Below are 17,534 nucleotides of genomic sequence, written 5' to 3'. Positions count from 1 at the left end.
AACATCTCCCTTCGTTCAAAAATGGTTATGTATATTATGAGATAGTAAGAAATTTCCTATACGTTTTTTGTTTTTACGGAAGGGATTGGAATATAAAATATATTGACAAGCCCTCTGAAATATTTTAATGTGAGTGTATAAAATTGTGTATAAAGGGGAGTAACTTATTACAATAAAGTCGTCATTACAGGGAGAAACCCTCGGCTTTATTGGCAACGTTTCGTTGTTAGTGAGACCTTTACCAGCAATGGTAAAGGCCCCTTTCTGTCTTTTTGAGGACCCTTACCATATTTGGTAGGGTCCTTTTCGTATACAAAGAGAGGAGATATAAAAATGAAAAAACTTATTAGTAGATTAAGAGTTGTATTTCATGTTCGCCGATTTGTTCCATTCCTATTTGACTTTTTTACTTCAAAAGAGGTTTCAATAAAGAAGAAAATTTTATCTGTTGCTTTTTTAGTTGGGTATGTAGCGATGCCGCTCGATTTAATTCCAGACTTCCTACCGTTTATCGGTATTTTAGATGATATTGGAGTTGTGTTATTTATTTTGAACCGAATTGTAAAAATGGCGCCAGTTCAATTACAAGAAAAGCATAACGTAAACGTAGGATAGGAGTTAAAAATATGGAGCAAATTATTTTAGATATAATCGAGTTTTTAAAGCAGTTTTCTTATTTTGGAGTTGTGTTAGCATTAACGTTTGAATTTATTCCGGCAGAAGTAGTGTTGCCTATGGTTGGGTATTGGGTATACGAGGGAGATATGAATTTTTGGTTGGCTGTATTAGCAGGGACACTTGGTGGAACGACAGGACCTTTAACGTTATATGCACTCGGTTATTACGGTGGTCGTCCGCTATTAATAAAATACGGAAAATACTTCTTTATTAAAGAAGAACAAATTCAAAAAGCAGATGATTTCTTTGAGAAATATGGACCAGTTGTAGCATTTGTTGGACGCTTTGTACCTGGAGTGCGAACGCTTATTTCTGTTCCATGTGGTATGGCAAAAATGAACATATGGAAATTTAGTATTTATACATTTGTAGCAATGTTCCCGTTAACGACTTTGTATGTTTATTTTGGAATGAAATTAGGTCCACATTGGGAAAAAGCAGCGGATGTTGTTGGACAATATATGCTACCGATATTAGGAGGCGTTATTCTTATTGTTGCTAGTATCTTTGTCTATAAATATATGAAAAAAAGAAACAAAACGGAATCTATCTAGTCATTTGAATATTTTTTGAAAATAGATGAATAGTACAGGCAAAAGACTCTGGGGGACATACACATATAGGGAATATAAAAGAGAGAGGGGAAACAACTATGTCTTGTGAGTGCTCAGGGTCAGCATTAACTTGTTGTCCAGATAAAAATTATGTGCAAGATAAAGTGTGTAGTCCGTGGTCAGGAACTGTAGTGGCGACTGCTATTACGAATGTACTGTACAACAATAATATTAATCAAAATATGATTGGAACAGGGTTTGTTCGATATGACGTCGGACCGGCTCCGATCACACTTACAGTTTTAGATGCAGCAGGCGCTACAATTGATACACAAACATTAAACCCAGGAACAAGTATAGCTTTTACGTACCGTCGTTTCGTAACAATTGAAGTAACTTTACCTGCTGCAACAGCTGGAACATATCAAGGGGAGTTTTGTATAACTACACGTTATCCACTTTCATAATAGAAAAGGAGAGGGCTAAGATGTACAATTCTAACTTATCATGCTGTTCCAGTAAAACACTTGTTCAAGATCAGGTATGTATAGATTGGGCTGCTACTGGTGCGGTAACTGAAACAGTGTATACGAATAATATTACGCAAGATTTATATGCATCAGGTTATGTGAAATATGATGTAGGTACAGCTCCAATTACGGTGAATTTTTTAGTAGGAGCGACAGTGGTGAATACAATTACTGTACAACCACAAAGCAGTGGATCATTTACAGTAAGATACTTTACTACAATTCAAATTGTAACAACAGGAACGGGAGTAAGCCAAGGACAATTATGTCTGACAGTACGTTATCCAATTTCATAAGCAAAAGCATACCAAGTGGTATGCTTTTTTATATAGTTTGTAAGTTAAGGTGGTGAAGAAATTTATAAGCAAAATGAGAATTGACAACAATATTTTCCTTCCATATATCGGGTTGGGTTATTTGGAATATCAATGATAGCCACAGATTGTAAGGATTGACCTGTATATGACATTGTGTTGCCAGGATAGACTGTAAAAGTATTTGTCACCTTTCCGATAATTTGAACGGTAATTCCTGCAGTACTACTAGTACTATTATACACAGAAATGGTACCAGATATTTTAACTACACCATCTCCTTCCCATAAGATTAATGTAGGATTTTCAGAAGGTGGTGGAATTTCTTTTGTTATAAGAAAATTACCGGCAAATTCATTTGTAATTAATTCACAGCCTGGTGGTTCTGGTGGATTAGGTGGATCATAGGGAGGGCAGATGATAGATAAAGGGGCATAACAGCCGATATTTTTTTTACAAGCCATTAGTAGCTCCTCCCTTCATACTTTCTTTTTATTACTATTAAATGTTGGAAAACGATAGTTGTGTTAATAAAGGGGCGAAAAATTTCAGGAAAGTTTGTTTAATAGGCTTCCAAATCATAATAATGAATAAGAGTCTGTTAGACACAAGGTACTTGTATAAGATAATACAAGTAATGTTGGATGTTACAGAAAAATGACTGTATATTTACAAAAGTTAAATAAATTTCATTTTCACTTTAAACGAAGTTAATATGTGTTCGATACAATAACCATTGTAATTAATTCATTATATGAGGAGGATTTACGTGGACAGAACTGATTTACGAAAAGTAAAAGGCCTTATTGGATTATTGATGGTTTTTGTATTAGCATTCGTATCATTTCCATGGAGCACATCAGTTAAAGCAGAAGAGAAAAAGCAAGAAAAGGCATCAAGTGAGAAGAAGATAGTTTTTCCAGTTGTAAGTGATGTGCATATTAAAAATAGTGGAACGGATGATACGTTTCGCTGGAAAAGAGCGATTGAACAGTTTAATACATTAGCACCAAAGCAAGATGCGTTTGTTATTGTAGGTGATTTCACAGATACAGGATCAGTGCAGCAATATGATCGTTTCATGCAAGTGTATAATGAAAATGCAAATAAAGATGCAGTGCGAATGAATTCTCTCGGTAACCATGATTATTGGAACGGTTTATCCGTAGAGGGTGCACAGAAGCGTTTCTTAGAAAAAACAGGTATGGAATCAATTTATTATCATAAAGTGGTAAAAGGTTATCACTTCCTTGTTATGTCTCCAGAGAATGGAACAACACATGGTTATTATTCGGACAAGCAAATTAATTGGTTAAAAGAAGAAATGGCAAAAGCACAAAAAGATGATCCAGAAAAACCGATTTTTGTATTTTTACATCAATATATTAAAGATACAGTGTACGGTAGTCAGGAATGGGGAACACAAGATAGCGCAAAAATTAATGCAGTGTTAAAAGAATATCCACAAGTTATTACGTTTTCAGGTCATTCACATTATCCGTTAGATGATCCGAGATCGATACATCAAAAAGACTTTACATCAGTTGGTACATCTTCAGTAAGTTATATGGAAGTTGAAGGTGGTAAAGTACAAGGGAATATCCCGCCAGGAGCTAGTACGTTAAGCCAAGGTTTATTAGTAGAAGTAGATGAAGAAGAAGTGACGATTAATCGCCGTGATTTCCATACGAATTCTTGGACAGGCGAGCCTTGGAAAATTAAATTACCAGCAAAGAAAGAAACATTTACACATGTAGAAGATCGTGATAAAGAAAAGCCTTACTTTGCTAAAGATGCAAAGCTTGCTGTATCAAATGTAACAGAAAATGCGGCAACAGTAACATTCCCGCAAGCATTGGACAACCTTCTTGTTCACTCTTACCGTGTGCAGGCTAGAGATAAGCAAACGGGTGAAATAAAAAATAAATTGTTAGCATTCTCAGAGTTTTATCGTGATCCAGTGCCGAAAGATCTTACGTTTACGCTTGCAGGGTTAGATGGCGGGAAAGCATATACACTTGAAGTAGTTGCGATTGATTCATTTGGCAATGAAACCGCACAGCCGTTAACTGCGGAAATTACTACGAAAAAAGATAATATTGACCCGAATGTGAAAGTACCAAAAGCTGATGTTTTCGATGTAAACTTTGCAGATGGTACATTTAAAGACAATTCACCATTTGGTACAAAAGGTGATGTGAAGGGCAATGTGACTATTGAATATGATAAAGCATTGAAGAAGAATGTTATGAAGTTAAACGGAAAAGCAAATACATTTGGATACCTTCCATTTTCAGCAGCACAAAAAGAAAAAGTAGCAAATACGTTTACGTTAGAAACTGTATTTTCAATGAATGAAATTCGCGGACAAGGCATCTTGCAAAATACAGAGAGCGGCGGAATTGGATTTGAGTCTACAGGAAGTGGATATGTTGAATTATGGGCTCACATTGGAGGTAGCTATAAACGTGTTGGAGTTCAATTAGAAGCGAACAAAACGTATCATTTAACAGGAACGTATAACGGAAGCGAAGTGGCTATTTACGTAGATGGTAAAAAAGTAAATAGTCAGCCAGCTACTGGGAAAGTGTATCATCCGAACGTACCATTTGCATTTGGAGCGGATCCTGATAGTAACGGAAATGGTGGTATTCCGTTAAATGGACAAATCGCGCTTGCGAAATTATATAGTAAAGCTTTAAGTTCTTCAGAAGTATTAGCATCATACAATGAGTTTTCTAACCGTACGAAGTTAGAGCAAGTAAATGCGTTATTTGAAGAGCTTGGAAAAGTAAAAGAAGTGTTAGTTAGTACGTATGAATTTGGTGATAAGCCAGGTCAATATTCAAAGGAAGCATTTCAAGAATTAGAGAAAAGCTATAACATTGCAAAGCAAGCATTTGAAAATGTAGGAAGTACTGGGGAACAAATTATTCAAACATATAACGAATTAAAATCAGCTAATGTAACATTTGTACAATCAAAAGTGGCAGAAGAACAACCAAAAACAACGAAAGAAAAATTACAAATCAATATTGAATCTGCAAAAGCAGTAGTGAAGAAAGCGCAAGCTGTAAATGTAACAGATGGTTCAGTGAAATCATTGCAACAAAAAATTACAGTTGCAGAAGCTGTATTACAAGATGTGCAAGTAAAAGATGCACAGGTAGAAACGATGAATCGTACATTAGAGTATGCGATTTCACTTGTTGAAAAAAGTATGAACAAATAAGAGAGAAGAAAAGAAGCTTATCATGATAGGCTTCTTTTTTGTTATACTAAAAGTAGCATAGAAAGAGGGAGCGAATAAGTTGGAACAGAAAAAGCTAAAAAGAATTCTTGAATATGTATGGATCGCGGTTGTGCTCCTTGTAGGATATTATTTATTAAAAGATAAAAGTATTTGGGTTTTATTCTTAATGACGTTTTTATTAGCAGGATTAGGAACGTTATTTATTAACTTCTTCTTTGATAGTTTGAATGCCTGGAAGAAGAAAAAGAAGGGGACGAAGTAAAGGAGGGAATATATGCAAAAGTGGAAGCTCATATATCAGGTGATTATTTTCTTAGTGCTTGTGGGTATTGGAATGATCACATACTCGACACCAATAGGAAATTGGGCATGGTTTACAGCTTGCATCGGCATATTTTTCATTTTACAATCGTTAACGAAAAAATATGATAGTATAGAAAGATAGCTCGCCATTTTATCGGCGAGCTATTTTGTTATGCCTTTTTCTGTTCATCATTTGTTTTTTCAATAGCTAAATGACTATGCTTTCTAGAGTAGAAGAAATAGAAGCATAAGCCGACTATAAGCCAAACTGCAAAGCTAATCCATGTTGTTTTAGACAAATTAATCATTAAATATAAGCAGCAAAGAATCGCGACAACTGGTAGTACAGGTACGAAAGGTGTGCGGAATCCGCGTTTTAAGTCAGGGTGTGTTTTTCGTAAAATAAGTACTGCGCAGCAAACGAATGTAAAGGCTGTTAACGTGCCGATGTTTACTAAATTCGCTAGCAAATGTAAGTCTAAAAGGCCTGCTAATAAAGCAGCAACAACGCCAGTAATCCACGTATTTAATAAAGGGATTTTTACTTTTTTATTTACACGTGCTAACGCTTTTGGAAGTAGACCGTCACGGCTCATTGCATATGAAACGCGAACTTGTCCATACATAACGACTAAGAGGACGGTTGTCATTCCAGTCATCGCTCCAACAGCGAGTAGTCCTGCAATTGCATCTTCACCAACGAAGTGCAATGCAAATGCAACTGGATCAGAAACGTCTAATTGTGTATAAGGAACCATACCTGTTAAAACGAAAGATACAATCATATATAAAATAGTACAAATAAGAAGAGAACCGATAATACCAATTGGTAAATCACGCTGTGGTTTTTTCGTTTCTTCTGCAGCGGTTGCGATTGCATCAAAACCTAAAAAGGCGAAAAACACAGTGGCAGCCCCAGTAATAATACCGTCGTATCCGAATGGAATGAACGGTGTCCAATTTTCAGGTTTTACATATTTTGCACCTGCTACGATAAAGGCGATAATAACGGCTAACTTGATAAGAACCATAATATTATTAATGCGTGCGCTTTCGCGTATACCAAAACTTAAAAGGCCAGTAATAAGAAGTAAAATACAGACAGCAGGTAAATCGATGAGACCACCTTTTCCTACGCCGGGGGCCGAGGCGATTATGGCGGGCAGGTGTATATTGAAACCTTGTAGTAATGATTGTAAATAACCAGACCAACCGACAGCTACTGCTGCAACGGCAAGTAAATATTCGAGCATTAAACACCATCCGACGATGAAGGCGACGACTTCTCCGACTGTCATATATGCGTAAGTATACACACTTCCTGAGACAGGAATAGAAGAAGCAAATTCAGCATAACAAAAGGCTACACAAGCACAAGTAAATGCAGCAATAAGGAATGATAGCATAATACCAGGACCAGAATGTTTTGCTGCAACAATACCTGTTAATACAAAGATCCCTGTCCCAATTACGGCGCCGATTCCTAAAAACGTTAAATCGAGTGCAGTTAATGTTCTATCTAGTTGCTTTGGTGACTCAGTACTAAGCGCTTTTTTTCGTAATAATGACTTCACTTTGGACTCTCTCCCCCGTTTTTTCATTTCCATAACTGCGACTATAGTATGAGCCCATTAAAAAAGAGTAAGTAAGTGGAGGTGCAGTTATGGTATGTAGTTTTTTAAAATTGCTGGATTAATCTTAATATAATTCAGAATATTTTGTCAAATAAAAATATGACAAATAAAATGCGGATCAATAGGGGAAACTACTTGCAGAAATGGACGTGGGTTAACGACCCACTGATTAAAGTTAAAGTAGGAGCAGATGCTATGTTATTTTATTTTGAACTTGTCGTCATTTTACTTTGTACGAAATTAGCTGGTGACATTAGTGTGAGACTTGGTCAGCCTTCTGTACTTGGTAAGTTAATTGTCGGTATTATTATCGGTCCGGCTGTACTCGGTATTATTAATAGTTCTGAACTGATTGATGAATTGAGTGAGATTGGTGTTTTGTTACTTATGTTTATAGCGGGACTTGAAACGGATTTAGAAGAGTTAAATCGGAATTTGAAATCGTCATTTGCAGTAGCGGCTGGTGGAATTATTTTTCCTTTCATCGGTGGTTATGTAACAGGATTGCTGTTTGGATTAATACAATCCCATGCCATTTTTTTAGGTTTATTACTTTGCGCGACATCGGTTAGTATTACGGTGCAGACGCTACGTGATTTAGGAAAAATGAATACGAGAGAAAGTACAACAATTTTAGGTGCTGCCGTATTTGATGATGTCATTGTCGTTATTTTATTAGCATTTGTAATGAGTTTTTTAGGAACACAAGATGTGAATATAACACTTGTCATTGTAAAGAAAATTATTTTCTTTGTAAGTATTGTTTTTATTGCATGGAAAGTCGTTCCTTGGATTATGAAAATGCTTGTCCCGCTTCGTGTAACAGAAGCGTTAATTAGCGCGGCTCTTATTATTTGCTTCTCTTTTTCTTATTACAGTGAAATGATGGGAATTGCAGGTATTATTGGAGCGTTTGCAGCGGGAATTGCTATTTCTCAAACAGAGTATAAGCATGAAGTGGAACATAAAATTGAACCGATTGCTTATGCAATATTTGTTCCAGTATTCTTCGTAAGTATCGGAATGGAAATTACATTTCAAGGTATTGGAAGCCAGCTTTGGTTCATTATTATTATGACTCTCATTGCAATTTTCACAAAGTTAATCGGATCAGGTTTAGGAGCGAGACTGACAGGATTTAATCTCCAATCTTCTATTAGTATTGGCGCGGGGATGGTATCACGTGGTGAAGTAGCGCTTATCATCGCAGCAAATGGACTTACGGCGAATTTATTAGCGAAAGAAAATTTCACAGCGATTGTTATTGTTGTTATATTGACGACGATTATTACACCACCACTTTTGAAGAAATATTTTGCATAGAGAGGAAGGGCTTATCTGATGTAGGTAAGCTCTTTTTTTATTCCTAAAAGCAACGATCATATAGCATGAAGCGTTTGTAATTATGGTAAAATCTATGTATGTGATATGACAAGGAGAGGGAAGTGTGAAGATTACGAAGGAGAAGGTTATTGGTGTAATCGTACTTATTGCAGTATGTATACCATTTACTGCATGGAAAGAATCAAAAGTGAAAGATTTTCCGGTTTCTATTTTTTCGGAAGAAGCAGATGGTGAGTACGGTCAGAAGCTGAAATATACTGCTTTTTTACCTGATGTTGCGATTTGGATGAACGGTTGGGAAAAGAAGTGGACAGAAGGGGAAAGAACTGTTTATCAAAAAGGGAATCGCATTGTAAATGTGTTTCATCCTCCTGGCGATGATGGTTATTACCTTCTTGAAGCAAGAGAAAATAAGTGAACGCAACCGTAAGAAGTGGAGGTTAAATAGTGAAAGCTTCAACATTACTATTTAAAATTGAAAGTAATATGGATCAATTTTCACCAGCTGAGAAGAAGGTTGCCATGTACATAATGGAGAATGCAGAGATTGTACCGAATTTAACGACGAAAGAAGTGTCAACGAATGCAGGCGCAAGTGAAGCGAGTGTCGTTCGCTTTTGTAAATCGATTGGAATCGGAAGTTTTAAAGCATTTAAGATAGCACTCGTTCGTGAATTAACTATTGCTGATTATAATATTAACGATTTTTCAGTGATGAATACAGAAGATGGACCGTATGATTTATTTAATAAAGTTACTTATGTGAATAAAGCTGCAATTGAGGCGAGTGTTACTGCAATAGATAAGAGAGAACTTGAGAAAGCTGCAGATCGTATTGTAAATGCCGATAAAATTATCTTTTATGGAGTAGGCGGATCAGCTACGCCAGCAATGGACGGGGCTTATAAATTTACGCGGCTTGGATTTACAGCGATGATGCTATCTGATTTTCATATGATGTTGCCACTTGTGACGAATTTAAAAGAAGGCGATATATTTGTTGCGATTTCAACATCTGGTCGAACGAAAGATGTGCTTGAAATGGCGCAGTATGCAAAGAGACAAGGTGCAACTGTTATTGGAATTACGAAACTAGATCAATCATCCCCCCTATATAAAGAAGCGGATATTCGCCTTTGTATGCCAGATGTAGAACAAGATCATCGTATTGCGAGTATTGCTTCGAGAATGACGCAACTGAATATGATTGATGCTTTATATGTGATTACTTTCAATCGGATTGGTAATAAAGTATTGGATCAATTTATGGAGACGCGAGAAGAAGCGTTGCGGTTACGGAAGTTAAAGTAGAAGAAAAGATGAGGAGACTCATCTTTTTTTATCCCCCTATTTGCCGGGCAGTAAGACCCTCACTTCAAAATTCAGCGGAAGCAAAGAAAGTTAGGTGGGGATCAACTGCCCGTAAATGCCCGATTGGTGCGGGCTAATAATCAGTGGGGATGAACAAAACCCACACTGATTAAAGTTTCACTTTATGATCTTTGACAAAAATATGTCATGTCGTGAAATTTTATTTCATAAAATAAGAAAGAGTAATTGATTTTTAGTTTCTTAAAGTTATAATAAAAGTGTGAAATATAATTTCAAAGAGGGTGGCAATATGTTAGAAAATTTATCGACAGAACATCGTAATGAGAAAACAATGAATTTGGATGAGATGAGCATAAAAGGAGTGTTGCAAAGTATGAATGAAGAAGATCGAACTGTTGCGTTAGCAGTTGAAAAAGAGATAGAACAAATTGAAAAGGTTGTACAGACTGTTATTAAATCTTTTGAAGAAGAGGGACGTTTAATTTACATTGGTGCTGGTACGAGTGGTCGTTTAGGTATTCTAGATGCAGTGGAATGTCCGCCGACATTTGGCACGGATGATAAAATGGTGCAAGGATTTATAGCAGGTGGATTGAAAGCGTTTACTAAAGCGGTGGAAGGTGCCGAAGATCGCGAAGAGTTAGCAGAAGAAGATTTAAAAAGTATTGGATTAAATGAGAAAGATACAGTGATTGGAATTGCTGCAAGTGGCAGAACTCCTTACGTAATTGGCGGCTTGAAATACGCACAGAGTGTAGGAGCGAGTACAGCGAGTATTTCTTGTAATAAAAATGCTGAAATAAGTAAATATGCAAAGTTAAATGTGGAAGTAGAGACAGGTGCAGAAATATTAACAGGATCAACGCGTTTAAAAGCTGGTACAGCACAAAAATTAGTGTTGAATATGATTTCAACAGCTTCGATGATTGGTGTAGGAAAAGTATATAAAAACTTAATGGTAGATGTTCAATCCACAAATGAAAAGTTAGTAGAACGATCAAAACGAATTATTGTGGAAGCAACAGGCGCTAGTTATGAAGTAGCGGCAGAGTATTATGAAAAGGCAGAACGTAACGTAAAAGCTGCCATTGTTATGGTGTTGTTGCAGTGCGAATATGGGGAAGCACTGGAGAAACTAAAATGCGCAAAAGGGTTTGTGAAGAAAGCACTATAAAATAATAGGGAGGGGGATTCTATTATGAAGAAAGAAGAGAGAATGGCCAAGGAAATTTCGGAGCAACTTGGAGGAATAAAAAATATTCGTAGTATTGCTCATTGTATGACGAGACTACGATTAACGCTTCATGATGAAAGTAAAGTAAATATGGACCTTTTAAAAAAAGTTGAAGGCGTTATGGGTGTTATAGAAGATGAGACGCTTCAAGTTGTCGTTGGTCCAGGAACAGTAAATAAAGTAGCAGCTGAAATGGAAGGCTTGACAGGACTACGAATTGGTGAGATAGCAGATCATCACCTTGAAGATATTGGGCAAGAGATGAAATCAGAGATTAAGAAGAAAAATAATACACCGGTGAAAAACTTTTTACGAAAAATAGGAAGTATTTTCATTCCGTTAATTCCAGGACTTGTTGCGTCAGGAATTATAAACGGGGTTGCTAACTTTGCGAAAAACGCTGGTGCTGATCCAAATGCAACGTGGTTACAAATGTTACTACTCATTGGCGGCGGTATCTTTACATTCTTAGGAATTTTAGTTGGTTGGAATACAGCGAAAGAGTTCGGCGGGACACCGGTTCTTGGGGCAATTGCTGGCATTTTAATTTTCAACCCGGCGATGGCAAACGTAAAATTGTTTGGTGAAGCATTAGTGCCCGGACGGGGCGGATTATTCGCAGTTATTTTTGCAGCATGGCTTATGGTTGTAGTGGAAAGACAAGTTCGAAAAGCAGTGCCGAATGCAGTTGATATTATCGTGACACCACTCATTACTGTATTAGTTGTAAGTATTGTAACAATGTTAGCCATTCAGCCATTAGCAGGTTTCTTATCAGATGGTATTACGAGCGGAATTAATGCGATTTTAAATATTGGCGGAGCATTTGCTGGCGCAGTACTTGCGGGAACATTTTTACCTCTTGTTATGGTCGGATTGCATCACGGTTTAACACCAATTCATATGGAATTTATTAATCAAACACACGTAACACCTTTATTACCAGTACTAGCAATGGCTGGTGCTGGCCAAGTGGGCGCAGCAATTGCGATTTATGTGAAAACAAAAAACAAACGACTTCGAAATGTAATTAAAGGTGGATTGCCAGTTGGCTTTTTAGGAATTGGTGAGCCGCTATTATACGGGGTTACATTACCACTTGGGAAACCGTTTATTACTGCTTGTTTAGGAGCGGCTGTCGGTGGTGCATTCCAAGCAGTTATGCAAACAGCTTCTCTTGGAATTGGCGTATCAGGGCTATCTTTAATTCCGTTAATTGCTGACAATAAATATTTACTATATTTCTTAGGTTTAGTAATTGCATATGCTTTCGGATTTATCTTTACGTACTTCTTCGGATTTAAAGAAGAAATGGCAGAAAACATATAGAGAAAGGGATTCCTTTCTCTTTTTCTATTAATAGAGAGGGAGATTTATATGATCGGAGTTTCCATTTATCTTTCAAAAGAACGAGTAGAGAAACAAAAAGAGTGGCTAAAAGTAGCGAAGGAACATGGGTTTACATCTATTTTTACATCACTGCACATTCCAGAAGATGATCCAAATACGTATAAAGAGTTAATTCAAATATTAGGGAAACAAGCTTTTGCACATGAAATGGAGCTAATGGTTGATGTTTCTCCAAAATCGTTACACCATTTAGGGCTAACATATGAAAATGTGGAAGAGCTATTGGACTGGGGTATTACCGGTTTAAGAATGGATTACGGCATTGCGCCAAAAGAAATTGCAAGCGTATCTCATAAGATGAAAGTAGCTTTAAATGCGAGTACGATTACAAAGTCATTTTGGAAAGAATTACTTACAGAACATATAAGAGTAGAGAATGTAGAAGCATGGCATAATTTTTACCCGCGCCCAGAGACAGGACTAGCAAAGTCCTTCTTACAAAAACAAAATCAATATTTACAGAAGTGCGGAATAAAGACAATGGCATTTATTCCAGGAGATGCGGAAAAACGTGGTCCGTTATATGAAGGGTTACCAACGTTAGAAAAACATCGCAATATGCGCCCGCTTGAAGCGTACTTAGAACTTGTACAAGATTGTGGTGTTGATAAAGTATTGATTGGAGATATAAGCGCAAGTTTAGAAAGTATGCAAGAAGTAGCTAGTGCAAGTAGAGGGATTATTCCATTGCGTTACAAATCATTTATAACTGATAAAGAAGTATTAAAAGTGGTAGAGCAAGTGCATACAAATAGACTAGATCCGTCTCGTGATGTTATTCGATCTGTAGAATCAAGGGAAGGAAATAGAGTGGTGATAAAGCCGATGCATACAATTGTAAGAAAGAAAGGGAGCATTACAATTGATAATGAATTGTACGGTAGATATGCAGGGGAGATGCAAGTTGCCACATATGATTTACCTGTAGATGAGAAAGTGAATGTTGTTGGAATGGTTGTGGAAGAGGACGTTTCTTTGCTGCCTTATATTGGCGCTGGAAAAATGTTTCAAATTTTTCTATGCGATAGAATAAAAGCTTGAATTAGCGCTATTTTGTAAGAAAACATTATCCGTAAAACGGATAATGTTTTTTGTTTTATTTAAAAAAGTATTTGACGAATGAAATAAAATACCGTATTGTTTTGACTTGTAAATAAAAGTTCACCATAACAAAACAAAAAGGAGAGTTCAAAATGAATCAATATATTGGGAATTTAATTATTCGTATCGTGTTAGGAGTTACGTTCTTTGCACATGGTTTAGCAAAGTTTCAATCAGGTATCGATAATGTAGCAGGGTGGTTTACAAGCATCGGTTTACCAGGTGGCCTTGCATACGGCGTAGCAACAGTTGAATTAGTTGGTGGTATATTATTAATTATCGGTTTAGGTGTACGATATGTAGGATTGTTATTCGCTCTTATTTTAGCTGGAGCTATCGTAAAGGTAAATGGAGCAGCAGGTTTATTAGGAGATGGAAAGAATCCAGGATATGAATTAGATCTTGCATTATTATCAATGGGTGCGTATTTATTCGTAGTAAAAGCAGAAGGATATGTAGATCGTTTCTTAAAAGAGAAAGTAATGAAAACGAAGTAAATTTTATTTATAAATGTTGACTTGAAGAATCATTGTAACTATAATGATTACAGCTAATAGATTAAGAGTAAAACAATTTAAATGTTTTTTTACACAAGATGTAACTGTGATGGTTACGTCTCGTGTAAAAATAAATAAACGGGAGGAAGTAATATGCCTAAATCAAATTTAGAAATTATTAAAAGCACGTATGAAGGATCAGCTTCTTCGAATGCAAAGCATTTAGCAGAAGCCCTCTCTGAAAAAGTGGAATGGACAGAGGCAGAAGGTTTTCCGTACGGCGGAACATATAAAGGCGTAGAAGCTATAATGGAAAATGTATTTAGCCGTTTAGGATCAGAATGGGATGATTATAAAGCAAGTGTAAATACATATCATGAAGTAAACGGAAAAGATGTAATTATTGCTGAAGGTATGTATTCTGGAGTTTATAAAGAAACAGGAAAATCATTTGAAGCAGAATTTGTTCATGTATGGCAACTTGAGAACGGAAAAATCGTGAAGTTTAAGCAATATGTAGATAGTCATATTGTTAGGGAAGCGATGAAGAGATAATGCTTTTTAAATGGATCGTAGGTATATGCATTACAATTATAGTAATTTTCTCGTCTATAGTTGGCGGAAAGAAATTGCTTGCATATGTGGAAAAAGAAAATAAAAATATTCAAACCGAGCGAGCGGCAAACGAAAAAGAGAAAAAAGCTGCAGAAGAAGCTCCGCAAATTAGTGAAGGTGAAATTATTTCTACTATGCATAAAATGGTGCACCAAAAGGTAAAATCCTCTGAAAAATGGGGATTTGTAGAGATGACAAAAAAGGAAATTTCTAATGTAAAAAGAGATATTGAAAATAGTACAGGTTTTCAATATAAAATGAAGTTATTTTCTATTATAAATAGGTGGGAAAAAGGAGATTTTTCTCAAACTGTTGAGGAGCATAACTTTTTATGGAGCCTTCAAGGTGGAGATACTGGCAAGGCGACGGAACGTTTATCGCCAAAAGAGGAAAAGCAGTATATAAGAGAAATGAAGAGTAAATAAAAACATCGCCAACCTAGATGACGATGTTTTTTCATTAAGAATGTTTTCGTATTAAAGGTCTAGTTGGCTGAACGGCAACAGTTTTGAAATGAGAAAATAAATAACATCCTGTTACAACGACAATTGTCCCTAAAATTTGTATCCACGTTAATTCTTCTCCGAGAAATATGAATGCTAAAATGGCTGTGAAAATTGGATTGAAGTTTAGAAAAATACCTGATGTAGTTGCGCCTAATTTTTGTACGCCAATATTCCAAAATACCATACAAAGAACTGTCGAAATAAGCCCAGTATATAAAAGTGATGTGATGAAAGAAGTATTTATATTTGAAACAGTGAAGCTACCTATGTTAAACGGTAGTAATAAAATAACGCCGAAAATACCAGAGTACAACGTTGCCATAAGTGGTGTAGTTGTTTTTGTTGCCCATTTACTACAAACAGAATAGATTCCCCAAATACAAACCGCTGCAATCATCCATAAATCACCGCTATTAAAATGTAGTGAAAATAAAAGCGAGAAATCACCTTTTAATAGGACGAGGATGACCCCGAAGAATGAAAGAATCATGGATAGGATTTGAAGTGTATTTACTTTTTCTTTTAGAAATAATACTGAAAATAATGCGATTGAAATTGTATTCAATGTAGAAATAAGACCTACATTCGTAGCGGATGTTTTTTCTAATGCTAAAAATTGAAAGATGTTAAAAAGAGCGACTCCTGAAATTCCCATTAATATTAACGGAAGTATCGCGGTACGTGGTGGAAGGATTTTCTTTTCTTTAAACCATACCATTGGTAATAAACAAACAATCGCAATCAGCCACCTTAAACTTGTCAGTGTCATCGGTGATGCATGATCGACGAGTGATTTTCCAACGACGAAATTTCCTCCCCATAATAAGCTCGTTAGTAATAGTAAAAAGACGTAAAAATAAGGCATGATAAAATCCCCTTTTTTGTAATCAATACTTATTGTAAATAATTTTAGCATTTTTCTTTATTGTGTAATATATTCTTTTGTATAATGGTGAAAACTCGATAAAATATTTAGTTTAAAATGATATTTACAGAAAAATATTCAGTTTTATATAAATTATAAGTTGTTTTCTCGAATAATCATCGGTAAGAAAAAAGGAGGAATTGTAATGGAGTCGTCTGTTATTAAAGTGTTGGATGATTTGGATGTACGAATTTTAGATATATTGCAGAAGGATTCACAAGTAAGTAATGCAGAGCTGGCACGTCGCGTTAATTTATCACCGGCTGCGATGCATGCAAGAATAAAAAGGTTAGATGGGGAAGGTTTCATCGATAAGCAAGTTGCGATTTTAAATCAAGAAAAGCTTGGGTTTGATTTATTATGCTTTATTTTTATGAGTACGAATATTCATCAATTTGACAAGTTAGAAGTGTTGGAGAAAGAATTAGAATCGATGCCGGAAGTGTTAGAATGTCACTGTTTAACAGGAGAGTACGATTATTTATTAAAGGTTGCAAATCGTGATCGTAAAGAACTAGAGCAGTTTATTAGAAAGCTGAATAAGCTTGGTATTACACGTATACAGACGAGTTTGGCACTTCGTGAAATTAAATATTCAACAGTATTACCGATACGAGATGAGGAACCGAGCATCGATTAGATTGCTTGGTTTTTTGTTTGTATAAAGTGATTGACGAGGAGAAAAGAGAGCTGTATTATTATATAAAATTATGAATTAAAATTCATTTAAAGTTATAAATATTAATATTGAGGGGCAAGGGGATGTAATATGAAAATCTGTAATGCGGTGACCAGTGATGTGAAAGAAATTTATAGTCTTATTGAGGTTTATGCAAAAGAGGGAGTTGTTTTACCACGTTCTCTTTTGTCTCTTTATCAATATTTGCAATGTTTATATGTTATGAAAGAAGACGAGAGAATTGTTGGAGTTGCTGGATTGCATGTGTTAGGAGAAGATCTTGCAGAAATACGATCGTTAGTAGTTTCGCATACATATGCAGGGAAAGGGATAGGACGTATGCTCGTAAATCATGTAATGGAGGAAGCTACGAAAATAAATGTAAGAAGAGTAATTTCCTTAACATATGAAACAGTATTTTTTCAAAAGTGTGGATTTGATTTTATAAATAAAGAAGCGTTGCCAGAGAAAGTATGGATTGATTGTAGACATTGTCCAAAGATGGATTATTGTGATGAAGTGGCGATGGTTCGGTATGTTGGATAAAAAAATTTATAGAGAAAAAGTTCCCACTATTATTTACAGATATAGTGGGAACATGTATTTCCATAAGAAATGGACAGGT

Annotated in this window: 21 protein-coding genes; 18 read left to right on the top strand and 3 right to left on the bottom strand. The window is 35.9% G+C overall.

What is annotated here, in order from left to right; all coding sequences use genetic code 11:
• Positions 1–333 precede the first annotated feature (333 nt).
• From QCI79_RS08855 to QCI79_RS08840, 4 genes are all read left to right on the top strand, one after another.
• Complete coding sequence (locus tag QCI79_RS08855; protein WP_000733854.1) at positions 334–615, top strand: YkvA family protein; 282 nt, start codon at positions 334–336, stop codon at positions 613–615.
• A gap of 11 nt (positions 616–626) precedes the next feature.
• Positions 627–1,232, top strand: coding sequence for a DedA family protein (locus tag QCI79_RS08850; protein ID WP_000435017.1), 606 nt, complete (start codon positions 627–629; stop codon positions 1,230–1,232).
• Positions 1,233–1,330: 98 nt separating this feature from the next.
• Positions 1,331–1,699, top strand: coding sequence for a DUF3992 domain-containing protein (locus QCI79_RS08845; protein ID WP_001277547.1), 369 nt, complete (start codon positions 1,331–1,333; stop codon positions 1,697–1,699).
• A 20-nt stretch (positions 1,700–1,719) separates the two neighbouring features.
• Positions 1,720–2,058, top strand: coding sequence for a DUF3992 domain-containing protein (locus QCI79_RS08840; RefSeq protein WP_000282809.1), 339 nt, complete (start codon positions 1,720–1,722; stop codon positions 2,056–2,058).
• Positions 2,059–2,120: 62 nt separating this feature from the next.
• On the opposite strand, the gene QCI79_RS08835 is transcribed toward QCI79_RS08840, so the two are convergent.
• Positions 2,121–2,540, bottom strand: coding sequence for an S-Ena type endospore appendage (locus QCI79_RS08835; protein WP_000752308.1), 420 nt, complete (start codon positions 2,538–2,540; stop codon positions 2,121–2,123).
• Positions 2,541–2,845: 305 nt separating this feature from the next.
• Between QCI79_RS08835 and QCI79_RS08830 the strand changes: the two genes are divergently transcribed.
• The 3 genes from QCI79_RS08830 to QCI79_RS08820 all read left to right on the top strand — a co-directional run bounded on the left by QCI79_RS08830 (position 2,846) and on the right by QCI79_RS08820 (position 5,774).
• Positions 2,846–5,308, top strand: coding sequence for a LamG-like jellyroll fold domain-containing protein (locus tag QCI79_RS08830; protein ID WP_021727557.1), 2,463 nt, complete (start codon positions 2,846–2,848; stop codon positions 5,306–5,308).
• Between the two features lie 79 nt (positions 5,309–5,387).
• Complete coding sequence (locus tag QCI79_RS08825; protein WP_000435800.1) at positions 5,388–5,591, top strand: hypothetical protein; 204 nt, start codon at positions 5,388–5,390, stop codon at positions 5,589–5,591.
• A 12-nt stretch (positions 5,592–5,603) separates the two neighbouring features.
• Positions 5,604–5,774: a hypothetical protein gene (locus QCI79_RS08820; protein ID WP_001174852.1), complete on the top strand. Its 171-nt coding sequence runs from the start codon at positions 5,604–5,606 to the stop codon at positions 5,772–5,774.
• A gap of 28 nt (positions 5,775–5,802) precedes the next feature.
• Here QCI79_RS08820 and bcaP read toward each other — a convergent pair whose 3' ends face one another.
• A complete protein-coding gene (gene bcaP / locus QCI79_RS08815) occupies positions 5,803–7,206 on the bottom strand; it encodes a branched-chain amino acid transporter BcaP (protein ID WP_000838712.1) in 1,404 nt (467 codons plus the stop codon).
• Positions 7,207–7,365: 159 nt separating this feature from the next.
• On the opposite strand from bcaP, the gene QCI79_RS08810 reads away from it, so the two are divergent.
• The 9 genes from QCI79_RS08810 (at position 7,366) to QCI79_RS08770 (ending at position 15,224) form a co-directional block, all read left to right on the top strand.
• Positions 7,366–8,589, top strand: coding sequence for a cation:proton antiporter (locus QCI79_RS08810; protein WP_003283315.1), 1,224 nt, complete (start codon positions 7,366–7,368; stop codon positions 8,587–8,589).
• A gap of 124 nt (positions 8,590–8,713) precedes the next feature.
• Positions 8,714–9,028, top strand: a complete 315-nt coding sequence (locus QCI79_RS08805) for a hypothetical protein (protein WP_000704958.1) — start codon at positions 8,714–8,716, stop codon at positions 9,026–9,028.
• Positions 9,029–9,057: 29 nt separating this feature from the next.
• A complete protein-coding gene (locus QCI79_RS08800; protein WP_000648172.1) occupies positions 9,058–9,921 on the top strand; it encodes a MurR/RpiR family transcriptional regulator in 864 nt (287 codons plus the stop codon).
• 310 nt (positions 9,922–10,231) lie between these two features.
• Positions 10,232–11,116 (top strand): N-acetylmuramic acid 6-phosphate etherase, encoded by an 885-nt coding sequence (gene murQ, locus QCI79_RS08795; RefSeq protein ID WP_000892371.1) that lies wholly within the window; start codon positions 10,232–10,234, stop codon positions 11,114–11,116.
• Between the two features lie 24 nt (positions 11,117–11,140).
• A complete protein-coding gene (locus QCI79_RS08790; RefSeq protein WP_000711291.1) occupies positions 11,141–12,505 on the top strand; it encodes a PTS transporter subunit EIIC in 1,365 nt (454 codons plus the stop codon).
• Between the two features lie 48 nt (positions 12,506–12,553).
• Positions 12,554–13,627: a DUF871 domain-containing protein gene (locus QCI79_RS08785; protein WP_021727556.1), complete on the top strand. Its 1,074-nt coding sequence runs from the start codon at positions 12,554–12,556 to the stop codon at positions 13,625–13,627.
• Positions 13,628–13,779: 152 nt separating this feature from the next.
• Positions 13,780–14,184, top strand: coding sequence for a DoxX family protein (locus QCI79_RS08780; protein WP_001077751.1), 405 nt, complete (start codon positions 13,780–13,782; stop codon positions 14,182–14,184).
• 153 nt (positions 14,185–14,337) lie between these two features.
• Positions 14,338–14,739 carry a nuclear transport factor 2 family protein gene (locus QCI79_RS08775; protein WP_001126689.1) on the top strand — a complete coding sequence of 134 codons (402 nt, stop codon included), beginning with the start codon at positions 14,338–14,340 and terminating at the stop codon, positions 14,737–14,739.
• Positions 14,739–15,224, top strand: a complete 486-nt coding sequence (locus tag QCI79_RS08770; protein WP_000897981.1) for a PRK06770 family protein — start codon at positions 14,739–14,741, stop codon at positions 15,222–15,224. The genes QCI79_RS08775 and QCI79_RS08770 overlap by 1 nt, the downstream gene beginning before the upstream one ends.
• A 34-nt stretch (positions 15,225–15,258) precedes the next feature.
• Here QCI79_RS08770 and QCI79_RS08765 read toward each other — a convergent pair whose 3' ends face one another.
• Positions 15,259–16,170 (bottom strand): DMT family transporter, encoded by a 912-nt coding sequence (locus QCI79_RS08765; RefSeq protein WP_021727555.1) that lies wholly within the window; start codon positions 16,168–16,170, stop codon positions 15,259–15,261.
• A gap of 205 nt (positions 16,171–16,375) precedes the next feature.
• Between QCI79_RS08765 and QCI79_RS08760 the strand changes: the two genes are divergently transcribed.
• Positions 16,376–16,870, top strand: a complete 495-nt coding sequence (locus QCI79_RS08760) for an Lrp/AsnC family transcriptional regulator (protein ID WP_000446114.1) — start codon at positions 16,376–16,378, stop codon at positions 16,868–16,870.
• Positions 16,871–16,999: 129 nt separating this feature from the next.
• On the top strand, positions 17,000–17,455 hold the full coding sequence (locus QCI79_RS08755) for an N-acetyltransferase (protein WP_000686662.1): 456 nt from the start codon (positions 17,000–17,002) through the stop codon (positions 17,453–17,455).
• The last annotated feature ends 79 nt before the right edge of the window (positions 17,456–17,534 follow it).

The organism is Bacillus cereus group sp. MG1, from assembly GCF_040460035.1.
GTDB lineage: Bacteria > Bacillota > Bacilli > Bacillales > Bacillaceae_G > Bacillus_A > Bacillus_A cereus.
Note: the sequence above shows the minus strand (reverse complement) of the source record. Positions and strands in the feature narration are given on the sequence as shown.